Source organism: Rhodohalobacter sp. 614A (genome assembly GCF_021462415.1).
Taxonomy (GTDB): domain Bacteria; phylum Bacteroidota; class Rhodothermia; order Balneolales; family Balneolaceae; genus Rhodohalobacter.
This window is the reverse complement of record NZ_JAKEDS010000002.1, coordinates 343,514-361,090: the sequence shown is the minus strand read 5'-3', so window position 1 is coordinate 361,090 and position 17,577 is coordinate 343,514. Positions and strand designations below refer to the sequence as shown.

Annotated in this window: 13 protein-coding genes; 3 read left to right on the top strand and 10 right to left on the bottom strand. The window is 38.9% G+C overall.

The annotated features are described in order from the left end of the window. Positions 1 to 77 precede the first annotated feature (77 nt). The 6 genes from L0B18_RS10350 to L0B18_RS10325 form a co-directional block, all read right to left on the bottom strand. Positions 78 to 1,514, bottom strand: a complete 1,437-nt coding sequence (locus L0B18_RS10350) for an FAD-dependent oxidoreductase (RefSeq protein WP_234571695.1) — start codon at positions 1,512 to 1,514, stop codon at positions 78 to 80. Between the two features lie 2 nt (positions 1,515 to 1,516). Continuing rightward, a complete protein-coding gene (locus L0B18_RS10345; protein WP_234571694.1) occupies positions 1,517 to 2,518 on the bottom strand; it encodes a lysylphosphatidylglycerol synthase transmembrane domain-containing protein in 1,002 nt (333 codons plus the stop codon). A 6-nt stretch (positions 2,519 to 2,524) separates the two neighbouring features. Further along, positions 2,525 to 3,433 (bottom strand): glycosyltransferase family 2 protein, encoded by a 909-nt coding sequence (locus L0B18_RS10340; RefSeq protein ID WP_234571693.1) that lies wholly within the window; start codon positions 3,431 to 3,433, stop codon positions 2,525 to 2,527. A 212-nt stretch (positions 3,434 to 3,645) separates the two neighbouring features. After that, positions 3,646 to 5,016: a hypothetical protein gene (locus L0B18_RS10335; RefSeq protein ID WP_234571692.1), complete on the bottom strand. Its 1,371-nt coding sequence runs from the start codon at positions 5,014 to 5,016 to the stop codon at positions 3,646 to 3,648. 114 nt (positions 5,017 to 5,130) lie between these two features. Further along, complete coding sequence (locus tag L0B18_RS10330; protein WP_234571691.1) at positions 5,131 to 6,897, bottom strand: SLC13 family permease; 1,767 nt, start codon at positions 6,895 to 6,897, stop codon at positions 5,131 to 5,133. Positions 6,898 to 6,992: 95 nt separating this feature from the next. Continuing rightward, positions 6,993 to 8,771, bottom strand: coding sequence for an asparagine synthase-related protein (locus L0B18_RS10325; protein WP_234571690.1), 1,779 nt, complete (start codon positions 8,769 to 8,771; stop codon positions 6,993 to 6,995). Positions 8,772 to 9,201: 430 nt separating this feature from the next. Between L0B18_RS10325 and L0B18_RS10320 the strand changes: the two genes are divergently transcribed. The 3 genes from L0B18_RS10320 (at position 9,202) to L0B18_RS10310 (ending at position 12,979) form a co-directional block, all read left to right on the top strand. Next, on the top strand, positions 9,202 to 10,383 hold the full coding sequence (locus tag L0B18_RS10320; protein WP_234571689.1) for a glycosyltransferase family 4 protein: 1,182 nt from the start codon (positions 9,202 to 9,204) through the stop codon (positions 10,381 to 10,383). A gap of 245 nt (positions 10,384 to 10,628) precedes the next feature. Further along, complete coding sequence (locus tag L0B18_RS10315; RefSeq protein ID WP_234571688.1) at positions 10,629 to 11,801, top strand: glycosyltransferase family 4 protein; 1,173 nt, start codon at positions 10,629 to 10,631, stop codon at positions 11,799 to 11,801. Positions 11,802 to 11,908: 107 nt separating this feature from the next. Continuing rightward, the gene (locus L0B18_RS10310; RefSeq protein ID WP_234571687.1) at positions 11,909 to 12,979 is read left to right on the top strand and encodes a hypothetical protein; all 1,071 of its coding nucleotides are present in this window, start codon (positions 11,909 to 11,911) and stop codon (positions 12,977 to 12,979) included. Positions 12,980 to 12,995: 16 nt separating this feature from the next. Here L0B18_RS10310 and L0B18_RS10305 read toward each other — a convergent pair whose 3' ends face one another. The 4 genes from L0B18_RS10305 to pgl form a co-directional block, all read right to left on the bottom strand. Beyond that, a complete protein-coding gene (locus L0B18_RS10305; protein WP_234571686.1) occupies positions 12,996 to 14,198 on the bottom strand; it encodes a hypothetical protein in 1,203 nt (400 codons plus the stop codon). Between the two features lie 71 nt (positions 14,199 to 14,269). Then, on the bottom strand, positions 14,270 to 14,992 hold the full coding sequence (locus tag L0B18_RS10300; protein WP_234571685.1) for an acylneuraminate cytidylyltransferase family protein: 723 nt from the start codon (positions 14,990 to 14,992) through the stop codon (positions 14,270 to 14,272). A gap of 58 nt (positions 14,993 to 15,050) precedes the next feature. Continuing rightward, entirely contained in the window at positions 15,051 to 16,787 is a 1,737-nt protein-coding gene (locus tag L0B18_RS10295) for a hypothetical protein (protein ID WP_234571684.1), read from the bottom strand. A 38-nt stretch (positions 16,788 to 16,825) separates the two neighbouring features. After that, on the bottom strand, positions 16,826 to 17,548 hold the full coding sequence (pgl, locus tag L0B18_RS10290; RefSeq protein WP_234571683.1) for a 6-phosphogluconolactonase: 723 nt from the start codon (positions 17,546 to 17,548) through the stop codon (positions 16,826 to 16,828). Between the last annotated feature and the right edge of the window lie 29 nt (positions 17,549 to 17,577).

The following is a 17,577-nucleotide window of genomic DNA, read 5'->3' as shown; positions in this document are numbered from 1 at the left end:
CGTTCATTCAATTTGAAAGGATGCTAACCAAATAGAAAAAGCTCTTTCCGGGTAACAAATATTCGTATAAAAAAACGCTAGTCTACCACAACGTGAGACTCAAATTCTTTGCGGTAATTTTTCCACTTTTCGTGATTAAAACTGCCATCCCCGTTTATACAATCAACTGCCGAATAAGCCATATAAAGAGCATGGTGGGTGTTATCATGGACAAAAAGTCCTTGTCTCCCGAATGCCAATAACCGGTCAACCGTTTTTAAGTGGTTATCAAGAATATCGTAATTCTTTTCGAAACCGGTATTATAAATTGGATAAGCATGTTTTAGGCGTTTCACTAAAACTTTTTTTACAGGCGAATCAACCGGAATATTCGCCTTCTGTAAGGACTTTTGTACCAGTTCACCTAACATCTCGTCAGATGTTGCCCAGATTTCATCCTCAAAATTACAGGGCAGTTCTGCACAAATACAGGTCAGATTCTCGGGTTCGTACGTATCGCTGTAATTTTTTATTTCCGAAAGACGGGTTATCGGAATATCAATTTCAGGAAAATAATGTGCATCGAATTCTGTAAACCGGTTTTTCTCAATGAAGAGATAAATCAAAACCATTGAGCGGAATTTCATTCTTTTTGCGGCTTCCATAATAGTCTTGTCCGCTTCTGGTTTCAGCCCATACGCCATTAATGTAATAGGCAAGGTAGACCAGATATAATCTGCTTTAATCTCTTTTTCGACGTTCTTTTCTTCAAAGATTACAGATTTGGCAGTACCATTTTCCGTTACGAGATTCTTTACCCGGGCATTAAAAAGAAATGTAGCGCCATTCTCCTCTGCTTTCTCATAAAGTGCTTCCGTAATTTGCCCAAACCCTTTTTTAGGATAGTAAAAAACAGGTGCTCCATCCTGATTTGCATTTTTGGGTTTCGAAAAAACTTTCTTGATCAGTTTTCCAAATGAATTTGCCGACACTCGTTTTTCTGCCTGTACTACTGAAATTTCATCGGGTGATAAACCCCAGATTTTCTTCGCATATGGGAAATAGAACTCGTTACAGATGGTTTTGCCAAGCTTGTTTTTCAGAACCGTTGCAAAGGTTTCGTCATTTCCATTTTGCTTACTGCTACCTGTAAAAAAGCTCCGAACCATATCCGAAAAGACTCCAAAAGAAAAGCTGAGAGAGAGCTGTGTCATCAGTTCGGAGGCTTTAAGCGGAAAATGAATCCATCGATTATTCAACCGAATCCTTCCGTGGCGCGGACGAATACACAAATCGTCTCCTAAAACTTCCCTGATATCCTCTAAAATTTCCGGATGACAAGCAGGATGAAGCCTATGGCTGCCGAAATCAAGATACATTCCTTCTTCCTGAAAACTTCCCGAGTTACCTCCAACTCCGTCATTCAATTCAAGAACGGTAACCCTGGCTTTATTTTGTTTGGTTAATTGATAAGCCGCACCAACTCCTGCCGGGCCTGCTCCTAAAATTACTATATGAGGTTTCTTGTCAGTCATGGTCAGGGTAATTCATTCATCGGTTCATCTGTCTTTGAAAAACTTGTAAGTGAGGGGATGTCCTGTGAAGAAACATACTTCAGTGCCAGGAATAACAACCCTCCAAATAATCCCCCTGATATTAATACACTTTCCCATAAAAGTCCCAAAGCGACCGAATCAGCAAGAGGTATGGATACCCGGCTCAATAATGCAGCCAAGGCAACTTCGCGCACACCAATTCCCCCCAAGCTGATGGGCAGTAAAGCGGAAAGCTTGGCAAGAGGCCAAACCAAAAACCAAAGGACCACAGGGATGTGAATATCACAGATTCCGGCCAGGTATATTGTCAAAAATATGAAAGTACTTTGAACGGAAAGAGATAAAATAAAAGCAATTACCGGACGCGCAGGTTTTTTGTAGACAAGTTTTAAAATCTCCCGGGCGCGTTTTAAAACATCCTGAATTTTTTGATTCTTTATTCTTTCAACCGGAATTGCCAAAAAAATCACTCCTGAAAGAAACATAGCCAAGAAGATGCCCACAATTAAATAGATGATTTTCTGATCTTGTGGTTGTACAAATTTTGGAGATAAAAGTGCCGCAACAATAATAATAAATACAACGGATGCGGTGTCGATGATTCGATCCAGAATGGTACCAAAAATGGAGGTCCCTTTTTCTTTGTTATAGCGGATTGCAAGACCGGTTTTAACGATATCTCCCCCCGCAAGGGATGGCAAAAAAAGATTGGAGAAAAGACCTGCAAAGTAACATCGAACAGCAACTAAAAATGGAAGAGGGGTTTTCCCCATATTCACCAAAAGCTTCCACTTTACCACGCCAATCATATGGCCCGCAATAAAACCGACGAGCACAAGCAGCCACGATATCAGTGAAATCTTACCCAGTGTTTCCTTTAACTCCGTCCACGGCAACCAGTATAAAAGAGCCACAATTATCAGAAGGCTGGTTGTAATCTTAAACGCGGGTTTTTTGATGAACTTCAGGACGGTTTTATACATCTTTAATTATGCCTTCCCCAAACCAACACGGGCAATTTGATCTGAAAGCAATCCAATAGCCCAAATTATAAACGCAGCCAGAAATCCTATCATAGAGGTTTCTGAAAAATTTCCGATTGAAATATCAATCAGAATAAACTTGAATAAACCAATCAGAAAGAAAAGCGCGCCAAATGGCAGAAATATTTTTAGCGGATTAAAAAAGATGATGGTTCGAAGAATCAGGAAAAGAAAATGATAGGCATCGGTAGGTTTTATTTTAGAGCTGCCCGTTCTTTTTGCATACTCTATAGGATGATAATAAACCAGGTAATCGTTGCAAAGCATGGACAAGGTAATGGTTGTAGTAAAAGAAAAACCAGACGGAAGAATATGGAGAAACCGTTCAACAATAGGCTTTTTCATCACCCGGAGACCTGAATTCAAATCCGGAATATTTTGCCCGGCCAGGTAACTGGATAGTTTCCTCAAAAACCATTTCGCCGGTTTTCTCTCCCAGGGGATTTTAACATTCTCTCCAATTCTGGCTCCCACAACCATGTCATAATCTTCTATCTTTTCTAACAGATCAGGAATAATTTCTGTGGGATATGTTCCGTCTGCATCCGTAATCAGAATGTTCTCAACTTTCGATCTGGCAATTCCCGCTTTTAATGAAGCTCCGTATCCCCGGTTTTGCGGAAAGCTTATAACGGTTACATCATGCTTTTCTATTTCTTGAAGTGTGCCATCAGTAGAACCATCATTCACAACGATGATTTCATAATCCCAGCCGGATCTGTCCATAACTTCCTGAAGATCTGAAATCTGTTTTCCAACCCCGTTCTCTTCATTGTACGCAGGAATAATTATGGAAACACTACGGTCATCAGGATTTGCGGACATGCCTTTCTCGCGAACGTTTTTTTCTTCCATTACATAAAGACTTGAGTAATATTCTGATATGCTTAAAAATATTTTTTGCCTTATTGATGAACCCCGTTCCTACAAAATAGCACGTGTAGTAGTTAGTTAGTGCGTAATTTTTTTACCCATTAATCAGATTCATGACAATTTGATGGCTTAATGTATTTTAAGCAGCTTAAAATTCCGAATTAGAAAAAAATGAAATTGTAAAAAAAGATTAGTTATTCAGATGTTAGCCGGAATTCTTCTTTGTTGGTGGCAATTATCATGAATTTTATAAAGATCACCATAAGTACTGAAAGAAGAATAAACTCTTCATACATCGTGTAGCGTCCTAACACCCTGTTAGACAAAGCCATCACCAACAGATTTAACACGCGGGCAATGATAAAGAAAAACAGAATTTCACTGAACTTGTTAGCCCTCCATAGTCCAATGAAGGAAATAATAAAGATCAGGGCTGTAGTCAGCATGAACGTTCGGTTGCCATTGAACCCGTAAACCACAATTTCTGAGGCTACGAGATACATATAGAGTGAGAAATTCTCTTTAATTAACGTTCCCGAAAACTCTTTCAACAGTTCGTCTCTTTCCAGCTCGTACTCAAATTGATTCAAATCTTGATATTTATCTCTTATCAAATCTCCCAAAAGTATCTGGGCGATTGTTTTCAAGCTTTCATGAAAATGAATGACTAAATCACTTCGCCTTCGGTCTTGTTTAGGGATGGCGGGATTAATCGTGTCATAAAATGCATCTGCATTCAATCCGGAACTATAAAGCGTATCATACATTTCCCGATGTAATTCCTGTTGAAATTCATCTTCAAAAAGTAAATAGTCATCTTCTTCAGAAATATAAAAAGCGTTCCGAACGAAGCTTAAATACGATTGCGTATCAGAAAATGTATCATGCACTATATGATGATAAGTTCTGTTGATCAATCCCACCGAACCGTATAAAATCACCACAACTGCAAAAAACAAGGCAATATATTTTGCATTCTGATAGGTCCGATTCCAAATAATTACATAACAGCCGGCGAGTGCTACCAGCGGGAATACAAATAAAAACTGTCCCCTGATTAATACCAGAATTACGTTGATTCCCAGGGCAATTATTAACCCCTTCATGTTTTTATGGATGACACCTTTGATGAAATAAACAGACAGAAGCAAAAACAGTGGAAAGGCAATGGACTCCGTCAAAATTTTTTGAGGCTCTACCATTGATACGAAGTAATAAACAATAAATGGCAAAATCAGCAGTGAGAGTACCGGATGAATTCCAAATTCTTTACAGATATATCGAATAAAAAAGATAAATACGGCAGCATTAAAAAAAGTTTGCAGAATCACAGCTAACCATAAAGAGTGATCCGTAAAAAGTCTCAGAAAGGCCAAAAAAAGAGGGTAACCGGGCGGACGAAAGACATACATGTGTATGTAACTGTAACTGTCATTCCCGAGATCCGGGCCTTTAAAAATGATGTAAACCGATGCAATTAAAAGAGTTGTGATAATTGTTACCCATGCAATCCGGATCCAATCAGTCTTTTTAAAAAATTCTCTGAGGGAACTTTCTCCAGTCATGCGATGAATTCATTAACCTCTATTGATAACTTGATGACGCATCCACTGGTGATTGAAATCTTTCAATATCATCATTTTCCTCAAGCCAATATCCCGTGTTGTTTATTCTGCTTTTTAAAAAGGCCAAATAATTGGAACCAGCAGAATGATGATTATAGCAACTAACAAGTTTAGTGGCAATCCCACTTTGATAAAATCTCTAAATTTATACCCGCCAGCGGCATACACCATCAGGTTGGTTTGATAACCAATGGGAGTAGAGAAACTTGCTGAAGCGGCAAAAAGTGCCGTCATCACAAAAGGCATGTAATGAACATCCAGATTTGCAGCGACCGACATGGCAAACGGAAAGACCAAAACCGCTGCTGCATTGTTTGTAAGAATCTCGGTTAGTATCCACGTTAAAAAATAAACAGATATTAAAGCCATGTAAGGATTATTACCGGCGAGACCGATAAATGAACCGGCAAGATTTTGGGCGATACCTGTAATTTGTAATGCATTCCCAATACCCAAAGCGGCGGCAATTACAAGCAACACCTGCCAATCGATACTGTTGCGCGCCTCGGTTACGTGGGTACAACCAAAAACAATCATTAGGGCAGCAGCAAGAAAAGAGCCCTGTAACATGGTGAGAATATTAGCCGTGACAAGCGTCACCATCCCTCCAAGAATAATCCAGGCAATCCAGCTTTTTTTATAGTTAGGAGCTCTTTTTTGAGACAATGTGCTTACAAGCAGAAAATCACTTGAATACTTATATCGTTCTGAAAAATCACGGGGGGTTTCAAGTAGCAAAATATCACCGGTTCGCAGCCGAATCTCCCCTACTTTTTTATTAATCCGCTCACCTCTTCTGGATACGGCTAGAACAACGGCTCCAAACTGATTTCTGAATTTTCCTTCCTTAATGGTTTTTCCATTGAGAGGATTTGAAGGTGAAACCACAGCTTCAACAAGGTGACGTTCTCTTCTCGGTGTTTCAAGCTTGAAAACCTGCGTTGTAGCGGGAATTAATCCCTGAATCCGCTGTAAATCTACAATAGAATCCACAAGGCCTGTAAAAATAATTCTATCGTCTTTCTCCAGTACCTCATCAGGTTCCACGGCCGCAAGAATTGTTCCGTCTCTTACAACTTCTGCCACAAATAGCCCTGGCAACTGACGTAACCCGGCCTGCTCAATTGACTGGCCAATTAATGGGCTTTCATCCCCTACAATCATTTCGATGGTATATTTTCGTGTGTCTTCGAAAGTAGCAAGTGCAGATTGTGTATCCGGCAGCAGTTGCCGGCCCACTGTCATCATATAAATAAATCCAACGACAGCTACCGGAATCCCTACATATGCAGGCTCAAACATTCCGAGAGGTATACCTACTTCGCTCAATAAAAGTCCGTTGATGATGAGGTTCGTACTGGTGCCGATCAGTGTACAGGTACCGCCCAAAATGGCGGCATAACTCAATGGAATCAATAATTTAGAAACGGGCACTCTGAATTTTCCACCCCATTCCTGAAGTGCGGGTATAAATGTTGCAACAATGGGTGTATTGTTCAAAAAGGCACTTAGAGCCAATACCGGACCAAATATTTTAGCCTGTACTCTCCAAAGTTGGCGTGGCGTGCCAAGAAGTCTTTTTACAATCACTTGCACACCACCGGTTTCCCTGAGGCCTGTTGCAACGACATACAGAGCCCCAATGGTTAACATCCCTTCATTTGAAAAGCCTACCAGTGCCTGCGCCGGGGTTACAATACCTGAAACAACAATAACGGTCAGCAAACCGATAAAAACTGCATCCGCCGGATAGTTTTTGATGACCAATAATACTAAAGCAATCAGTACAAGAACGAGAACAAATAAACCGGTTGGCTCCATTAATAAACAATGCGTTTTAATTCATTAGAAATGAAATAGGATGTACAATTCACAAATGTAACCAATTAACTTCTTTTCATGAATATTGATTTCAACTATTTATGAAAAGAAAAATCTCTCTTGAGCAGCGGAATAATTCTGAAAATAACTTTCATATTCCCCAAGTGTGACTCATCGCCGGGTTTCAATAGTGATTCGATCTGTTTACGGTCAAAAAAATGCCAAATATCAGAATCGGATGATGAGCGAACGATCTCTCTGAAATAGTCGAGATTCGTGTTAAAAAACTCTGCTCTGATTTTAGAAGTATATTTAACATCAGGTTTAAACCTGGGCTGTAAAACTTTTCTTTCTATCTGATACTTAATCTTCTGAATATTATTTGCATCCCAATGAACACCGGTTGTAAAGTCCGGACTGGAGATTTTCCCCCCGGTAAATTTTTCATAGAGTTGATGATGAATGCTTTCATTTTTGTACCTGTAAAGTTCTTCGGTAGAAGCATTGAAAGTTGTTTGGATATAGGTTTCATTTCCATACGGCAAAAAGAGATCACAGTCATAAGTGTGGTGGATGAGTTTACCGGTTTGGTACTGGCGAAATCTTTCAAAATAGTGTTGAATTACAGCCAGATTCAATGTCAGATTCTCTCTAAAGAAAGGACCATATTTATCAACATAATAAGATCTGAATCTCTGGCTGAGGCTTTCCTTTGCATCAGGCGTTAAAATTTGAAGATTCAGCATACTCATTGCCAACTCGTCTACTAAAAATTCAATATTTCCTCTAAGCTCACTAAATTTTTTAAGTTTTGGATGTGGCGTCCCTCCTGCATCACCTCTTAAAAGAACTTTTTGGCCGCCTCGTAACAAACTTCTGATTTTGTCTTTAAACAGATATCTAAAAACATTGCTGTAGCACCAGTACGGTGTTTCATCTTCTTGAATAAATTCGTCAAGCTCGTAAACATCCGGCATATCATCGGCTCTTAAAACTGTGTGAGGAAAACCAAATTTCCCGGCCGCTTTCCTGGCAAGAGACATATCATAAATATGGTCGGGATAGGTATAGCATTCCAACGATTCTTTGGGCAAACCATGAAACATGCTCAGAATTAATCGGGAATCGTAACCACCAGAAAGTGTTAAAACCGATTGCCGGGTTTTAGACAAATAATGAATTGCATTTGAAAGGTGATCTGCACATTCATTTATATATTTTTTTTGAGAGGCAGCCGGTATTATCATCCTTGAAATATCATGATACCGGCTCACCTCAAGACCGTTTGATGCAGACCAGGTTAACCTTCCATATTCCGGCAAATTAAAAATATCTTTCTCTTCTGTAGCATATCCATAATTGCCGCCCGCAGCTATCCAGTCGACAAAAAAATTGTAATTCGGATTACTTGATCCCAGGCCCGCCCGAATCATCGGCAGGAAATTCGAAACATAGACAGTACCATTATCTTGTTCGCAGTAGTAAATTTTATGTGCGCCAAGATTATCCGTAATACATTCAAAATAATCGACAGATGCTTTAAACAGTGAAAATTGTCCCGTGGCATTGTCAAGGAGCGCCGGAAGATCATCCTCGTATTTTAAAAATGTGGCTATATCTCCAAAATCTTCTCCGGATTTTAAAATGGGTAAAATCAGCCCGCTATATCCGAGGAGCTTCTCCCCAATATCAGAATATCTTTTTTTTGATATCTTAAAGGGAGAACGATAGGAGAGATAATGAAGGTGCTCCGTTTTATACTCTGAGATTTTAGCATTTTTCAACATCCAAAATCCATGTGCAATTTCTTGAAACTGCTCCAATTGCAACGTCTTAAAATCTCTCATTCCAAGTTTTGCAATCCAAAGGTTCATATTTGTACCTCTCTTAATAATTTACCCAGCTTTAACAACCGGACTTTCTAATATTTATGAAATCCGGAACTTTCTAGTTGTCACAAATATTTAAAATTTCTCCTTTCCAAGATAGAAATAAATCTGTCAGTTAATTTTTTATTCCATCTTTAAAACTATTATTACTTATATAAATTTAGTATTACCGGCAACAAAAACGTCTACTAATTTGACGATGAAAAGTTCAATGTTATTATTAATTATTCATCAGTCAGTTTATTCACATCTTCAATAATTTCAATGTTATAGTTTTAAATATGGAACAAAAGAGAGGAAAGTTCATTAGAATATAGAAATGTGATCGAAAATATCACAAAAGCGTTGGAGAGAATTACCAACCAGTCTCATTCACATGTTAATCGGGAAAGTAAAAATCAATTGATAATTTTACATGCGAATTCTTAGTATCACACCCTTTCTGCGTGGCGCTCCTATTCATCCTGAATCCGGTGGTAAAAGTGCTGCTTCTCTAAAAATTACAAATGCGTTAATTCAAGGAGGCCATGAAGTTTTTGTCTTACCCTGGAGCAAGGAGTACATCTGGAAAGAGACGAAATTTTTAACTTCCAACGACGCCTCTAGTGCCACGGCATTACCAACTCTTTTCTTTCCAAGATTAACAAACCTTGGGAAAAACCTCTTTCGCTCTTTCTTTACAAAAAAAGCTATAAAAAAGCCTAAGCATCATATTTGGGACTACATCAGAAATTCCCTTTATGATAAAAATATCTTCTTGCGAAAAGCGATGAAACGTGTGAAACCTGATATTGTTCACATACACTATACTCACTCCGACGCAATTGATTATTATTCCAAGCTCAACTCATCAGTTCCGGTAATCCTGACTCATCATTCTAATGGCATTTTCGATAAGCTGAATCTTTATGATTACACTGTTTTTGTATGTAAACATCAACACGATTTAGCACTGGACAAATATCCGGAAATAAAGGATAAGAGCTGTTACATCCATAATTCAGTCAACGAAACGTATTTTAAGCCATCCCAGGTTAAGAAAACCAATAGGATTCTTTTCCTGAGCAGGTTTCGCCCCGAAAAAGGACTTCAAAATTTATTGGATGCTTTTGCAGAAGATAAAAGACTGGACGATTATGAATTGTTGATTATAGGAGAAGGCAAACTGGAAGAACAGTACAAGGCTTTTGCCAGAAAAAATAATCTTGATAATGTTCAATTTTTAGGACGTTTATCAAAGCAACAAAATGCTGAATTGATGGAGCAATCCAGTCTTTTTGTGGTTCCAAGCCATGGCGAGGGGTTTGCCCTGACTTATATTGAAGCATTGTGCATGGGACTCCCCGTAATCGGATATCCGCCAAATGTTCGTGAGCATAATGAAATTTTCGATATGGAAGCGGGATATGAATTTGATGCAAACAAAAAATCACCCCAACATCTTGCCGAATTAATCCACAAGGCCATGAACAGCAATCTAACGGATGTAGAACACCGGCAAAAACTTAAGAAGGTTGCCCGGGATTACTTCTCATTTGAAAGATTTAAAGATAACTATTTAAAAATGTATCAGAAAGTTTTGGAAATGTCTGTCTGAATTACACTTTTAAATCATATATTAAACCCATTCTTTTTCAAAAGTACTTTTAATTTATTTTCTACATTCTCCAGGTTTATGCTCAATCTTCTTCCTGTTTTTGCTTATATGGAAGCTCGAAATAAACATTACGGTTTAATATAAGTTATACGCTTTTATATCCTATATGTTTAACCTTGAAACATATTGCTACGCTTGGTTTTAAAAGAAAAAAGGATCACACATACGTTTTTAAATTTGTTCTTATGAAAATTCTGAGTATTTCGCCATTCCTCCAGGGAGCTACCGTTAATCCCTTTTTTGGTGGAAAATGTGTCATCTCACTCAAACTGACAAATGCTCTTGTTGAAGCTGGTCATGAAGTATTTATTCTGCCTTGGGAAGATGAAAAAATTTGGGAGGAGACGAAGTTCCAAATTTCAAATGATGTCTCTTATGCCACGGCGCTTCCCACAATGTTTGTTCCGAGTTTGACCAGCCTTTCAAAAGACATTTTAAAATCGTTTAAAAACAAAAAAGCTCTTAAGAATCCTCAAAAGCATATTTGGGAATTCGTGAGGGATTCTCTATATGACAGAGAGCTTTTTTTAAAAAAGGCAATGAAGGCCGTTAAACCGGATCTCGTTCACGTTCATTACACCTATTCTAACGCAGCAAATTTATATCGCAAACAGAAGCATTCAGCTCCGCTCCTTCTGACCCATCATTCAAAAGGTCTTACTGATAATATTTCACTGTATGATTACGTGGTTTTTGTAAGCAAATCACAATATGAAGAAGCCTGTTCACTTCAACCGGAACTGGAGAATAAAGGCAGGTACATCCACAATTGTATAGATCAGCAGTATTTTCGTCCGGCGGAACCGAGTGAATCGAATACCATCGTTTTTCTTGGGCGATTGAAACCTCAAAAAGGTCCTCATATTTTATTAGAAGCGTTCAATGTGGATAGCAAAATGGATCAATATAACCTGTCGGTAATTGGTTCGGGTGATGATGAACTGGAATACAAGACTTTTGTAAAATCCAACAATCTTAAGAATGTTCATTTTCTGGGAAGACTTTCAGCCGAAGAAAATACGGAAGTGATGGAAAAAGCGGGCCTGTTTGTAGCACCCAGTAAAGCAGAAGGGTTCGCTCTCATGTATATTGAAGCACTTTGTATGGGCTTGCCGGTCATTGGATTTCCACCAAACATCCGGGAGCACAATGAACTATTAGGCATGAAAGTAGGTTTAGAATTCGATGCTAATAACGATTCTCCCGAAAACCTCGCCAAACTGATTCACGAGGCTATGAACAGTGAATTGACAGATATTGAATATCGTAGAAAGATTATGAAAAAGGCCCGGGAAGAATATTCATTCGACAGGTTTAAACAACGATATCTTGATGTCTATGAAAATCTTTTGAACTAAACATTCGTGATTAAACTGACTCCATTCCGGTCTCAAAGAAAGAATTTGCTCAACCTTTCTCAGCACGGTTTTCTTAACCTTAAATTATTACAGGAACTATAGTCTGCATGTCTAAAAACACGCTTTTTCTGCATATAGGAACTCATAAGACTGGTTCTACAACCATCCAAAAAACACTGGAAGTTGATAGTAATTTTGAAGACGATATTATTTATCTCGGCCGGCATAAACAACCCATTATTCAAATAGCCGAAGAAAACAATGCTTCAGAAAGTGTTGTTGATGAATTGACCTCTTTGATTGAATCGGGATTGGCGCCTTACAAAGATAGAAGTGGCCTGAAATTTATACTCAGTAACGAAAAACTTGCCGGAGATAAACGAGACGGCTATAAAAACTCCGGTTATGTTGCCAAACACTTGAAGAACATCCTGGATGATTTTAACCTGGATGTTAAAGTTGTGGTGTACTTTAGAAGGCAGGATGATTTTGTTGAATCGCTTTTTTCTCAAAGAATTTATAACGGCAGCGCCTACACATTCCAACAATTCATTGATCGGTTGGACAATGAATCTTTTTCGTGGAAACAAGTGGCTGATTCGTTTGCACAACATTTTGGTAAAGAAAACATTTTAGTGCGACGATATCACCAGGAATTCTTGCCTCAACTGGATAGTATCATCCATGATTTTGGGAAAACCATTGGCAGCGAACTCCTTCAAAAATACAGTGGTGAAAAAACATATAATGAAGGTTATACCAATTCAGCTCTTAAAGTTATTGAATTGGTCAATCCACATCTTGACAGAGCCCGCCAAAAATCCATAAAAAAACTGCTCCGAAAGCAGGAGCAACGAAGTGCTTTCAATAAATATTCGCTTTTTAAGCCCGAGCAAAGAAAAGAGTTCTTAGACCATTATAGTGAATCGAATGCGGGTCTCGCAAAAGAATATCTGGGAATTCAGTCGGGCGTTCTGTTCCCTCCAATCGAAAGTGATTACAGCCGAAAAAAGAATAACGGCGAGGTAGATGAGGTAGACATTGCAGTGAATTTTTCCCTGGCTTTTCATCACCTCTACCAGGAAACAAAACGGTTAAACCAGAGAATTAAAGAGCTTGAAGAGAGGCCTACATTTTCTCAGAAAGTTGTTCGTAAACTCAAACGTTTGCTCAAATAAGAGTAAAAAATAAATCTTATTTCGATTCTGATCTGGAACTTTCCCAATCACTAAAATTCTTGTAACTGGGCATTTGGCTCTGGCCCTTTTTTTCCAAATAAAACATAGGATTACAATCCCCAATTTCTACGAATTCCACATCAAGATTGGGATTTTTTTCTACATCGATTTTCCAGTTATTCCAAATCTCAAAGCTACTTAATTCGTAGTGCCAGGCGCTCACAATTCTGATTCTGCCGTTGGATGCCACGTTAATATTCACCAGTGCTGAAGAAAACGGAGAAATACAGATTTCGGGTAATTTTTCGTAATTGGCAATCTTGAACTCCACAGGAATATCCCGGTCATCTATCCTGCAGTTAAGATTTTTCTGAATGTAGGCGATCTCTTCATCGGTTTGCTTGCCCGGATGTGGAATGTAGATCAGCTTTGTATGGTCAATTTCAAGTTCGCGGATGTACGTTTGGATATACTTCACATAATCCTCAAGACGCACACCGGGAGTCATAGCATAAATGGGTGTACTGATCCAGACAACTTCATCACCAATCTCTTTGGAGTTTAATAAATGGCTCTGGTAGTCGAAGTTATTTTTTACAACTTTGTGATTGGTCTCAATCTCATCCGCATAAACGGTAAAAAGTGTGGTTTTGGAACGGTCAAAAACTTTCAGGCCCGTACCCCAAAACATATATCGTGTAAAGCGTGATTTGGAAATATGCCAACGGCTGTAGTTGATGTAGCCGCTATCATTCATCCGTTTAAAGATCCTGTGGCCCGAATCAACCATAATCAGTTCTTTGGGATGAAGTTTTGCCGCCAAATGCTCCTGGGTATTTTTATGTGCTGAAAAAACCAGCTCGCAGGGTGAATATTTCGCAGCGATTGAATCCAGCTTTCGGCGATCCAGGTAATTGTAGAAATATTCTCTTACATCCCAATAAAAACTATACAGTTCACTTTTTTTCTTTCGTTTCTCTTCTCTTTCGGAAACGGTATTACTCCGGGTTTCAACCCAGATGATTTCATCCCATTTATCCTTCTTCACCGTCTCTTCCATCCTCTCCCGAAGATTGCCCCTGATATTCCTGGGAATAATAATGAACAGGATATTTGTATCGCCTTTTTTTGAATATTTGAACCGCCCCTCCTCAATATTCATATAGGTCTTCGTGTCTTTTGCGATATAGGCCAGCCGCCGGGATTCTTTCTTTGCCATAGTCAATAGATTACAGTCTCGGAAATCTGTATTGTTCAGATACTATCACAAAATATATCAGCGCCATTCATTTATAACCTGAATTTCTTTAGCCACCATTCAGCTATATCAACGTCAAACTGGGTGTGAGTATCCCGTCCCGTTACCCATAACCTTTCGATAGATTTACAGTTTTTACCCATCCACCACCACGGCCCCGGTCCTTCCTTCGTTTTCTCTGATCGCAACAAGCTTTCCATACGGACGGTCCACGGCCCCTGATCATAAAAAAATACTTCCCGGTAACTTTGCCGATTGGTATCCGGAGTTTCTCCTTTGGCATATGATTCCAAATATCCATCTTCGTTAATGACCATCGCTCTCAGCGGGTGATCGTCCTGGGCTTTCCACACCGTCATGCAGGAATCTATCACCCCATCATCCATCACGGTTTGGATTGCCTTATCAATATCCTCTGCTTGTGTCATTACCGTATTTCCAAGAAGAATGGTTACCGTCTCTATCTCTTCATCAACTCTTCCTGCTATCTGTTTGGCTCCATGCAAAATCACATCTCCGTGATTGGATAATGGCTGGGAAAGATCATTGGGCCTCTCAATTACTTTTGCACCATGTTCAATGGCCACTTTTTTGATCTTCTCATCTTCGGTAGAAACAAAAACCTCGTCAATATATTCAGATTCCTGTGCGGCAAAAATAGACCATGCCATACACGGTTTGCCACCAATTTCCTTCACATTTTTATTTTCAAGTGTCTGATTATTTCCTTTCGCTGTTAAAAGAGCAATATGCATGTTTCTAAATCAATTATAGTTTTACTTCAATGTCTATCCCGATAATATTCGGAGAGAATTAAACTTTTTCCAGTTCCATTTGGATAACTTCACTCAGTGATGACGTTTCATCCAGATGATATAAAATTTGGTTGATCTGTGCGTGTTGCTTCCTGCTTTCTTCTGAATAATAATCCGGATCATCTTTCATCTTTTTGATGAGTTTCTTCAATTCTCCACTATCAGAAATACAAATACCGACATTTTTCTGCAGATCGGCAAAGAACAAACTATTTAAAGTTACATTTTTTAACCAAACAGTGGGCTTTCCTTTTTTTACAAATTCCAGCGAAGCTGTTGAGTACGAAGTAATGCACACATCCGATTCCCGAATTGTATCATCAAGCGAGGTTTGAACGGGCATGATATTTATAAAAGGAATTTGCCGGTATCGTTTCATTAATTTTTCAGGGATGGGAAAACTTGGATGCATCTTCAGGTTTAAAACGACATTACCCATTCCTTCGATGGCTTCAACAACCGTATCAACCATCGTCTCAATTTCCTTTTTCTTTTGCAGTGCAAGCGTAATTTTAAAGACTTCTGACCTAACCGGTTTTACCTCATCATAAGAGAATGTCTCATTCCCCATCGTGTGCAACGTGATCTTCTCCCCTGCCTGTTTTTGAATGGTTTCAAAACTGAGCCGATCGTAAATCACCATTGAGTCCGGATAAATCCTGGGAAAACTCTGATTAAAATGGGAGGGCACAAACTGATTGCTTAACCGCGTTGATGTTAATATTCTGGCAGCAACAATGGATGTGTGTACGCCATGCTTTCTTGCATTTTGGATTTGCATTGCCCCGCTTTTGTTTAAAACGGGACCTTTAATCACCAATAAACCACGCCCAAATTTCTCAAATAAATTGTTAAAACCGATGTTCTCCCTCACCGGGTAAAAGAAGCTTGTCGGTACATTTTTCAGGAAGTATTTAAACTCGGTTGATGTACCGGGTTTTAAACGCTTTGAAAGTTTGTACATTCGCACTTTCAGTCCTGCCCAAAACGACTCAAGAATGGTGCGACCCAAGTCTGGTTTGGACAATAACCTGTTTACATTTATAAACTTGTACTTTTGCTCATCTGCCCCTTTAAAGTTGATTGTGGAAACAAAGATAATTTCGCTGCGTTTCTCATCGTGCTCTTGCAACAACTCCTTATATCGCCAGTCGATATATTTGATATCGCCCACCGGTTCCACAAAAAGGTAAATCTTCTTCTTATCAGGATGAGTATTCTGAATAGAACTTTTCTTAAGTGTCAACCTTTTTTTAATCTCTTTTCCAAAAGACAAAATATTCTGAGGAAAATTCCGAATGGAGTTCAGAACAAATTTCTTGATAGCATTTCGGTTGATGAACCTGTCTGGTTTATGGACTTTTTCAAACTCAATGCCTTCCTGTTTCAAAAAATTATAGAAATAGGCCTGGATATCAAATGGCGAAGTGGTTCGGTCAACCACTTTCACCCGATGCTCTTTCTGCAGAAGTTTAATCAGGCTTACGTTATAAAAGAAGTAACTGACTCTCCAGAAATCGTCTTTAAAGTCCACATCATTTTCTGATTTCGTATCCGGAGTCCAAAGCGGATTGAAATCTTTCATCATCAGGTTTTGATAAACTTCATCATAAAATTCCAGAAATAAGTCTCTAGCCTCTTCGAGAGCTTTCTCCTGGTAAACTTCAATATTATCTGCTTTCAGGCTGTACACATGTACGGGATGGCTAAGAATTTCTACGATCAATGTTTGCATGTTATAGGACGAGCCGATATTCCTGGTAAAGATTAAAGTTAAAAGGTCAGATCCTGATCTATATAAATCCCCAAATTGGCTCTCTTAATGCCCAGAACCGGGTAGTCATCAACAGAGCCCGAATTTACTGCCTGTTGGAATGTGTGAGCTTTGCCGGCTCCATAAAAAAGAAGGTAGATATGTCTGGATGAGTTGATAAATGGAAATGTCAGAGAAACCCTTGGCTGTTGAACTGAGGAATCTTCAACGAACACGATTTTTTTATTTCTCTCCATCAGAGCAGAATTCCCTGGAAAAAGCGATGCGGTATGGCCGTCTGTACCCATTCCTAAAATAGTGATGTCAACGTTACCTGGTTCAACTCCATTTTCAGATAAAACTGAATCATATACTTTTGCTGCTTCCTCTGCATCTTGTTGATAAGGAACAGGAATAAGATTGGCATCTTTGTATTTGCTCCAAAAATAATTATATGCACTTCCAAAATTGCTATCCTGATGGGTATGGGGAACGACTCTTTCATCCACCCAAATCACTGTTAGTTTATTGCAGATCTCTCGCAGAGCTTCATCGTGGAGAAGCAATGCATCGTAGAGTTTTGTAATTGTGCTGCCGCCGGATACAGCCCACACACAACTCCCTTGTTTCTCAATAATTTCAAGAGTTTGATCTATGATCTGTTGAGCAAGAGAAGAAGCTGCATTTTCAGGCGAATCAAATATATTCAAATTGAATGAGCCATCATTTTGTTGATTCAACATATTTTGATTTTAACCCGAACCACTTTAAA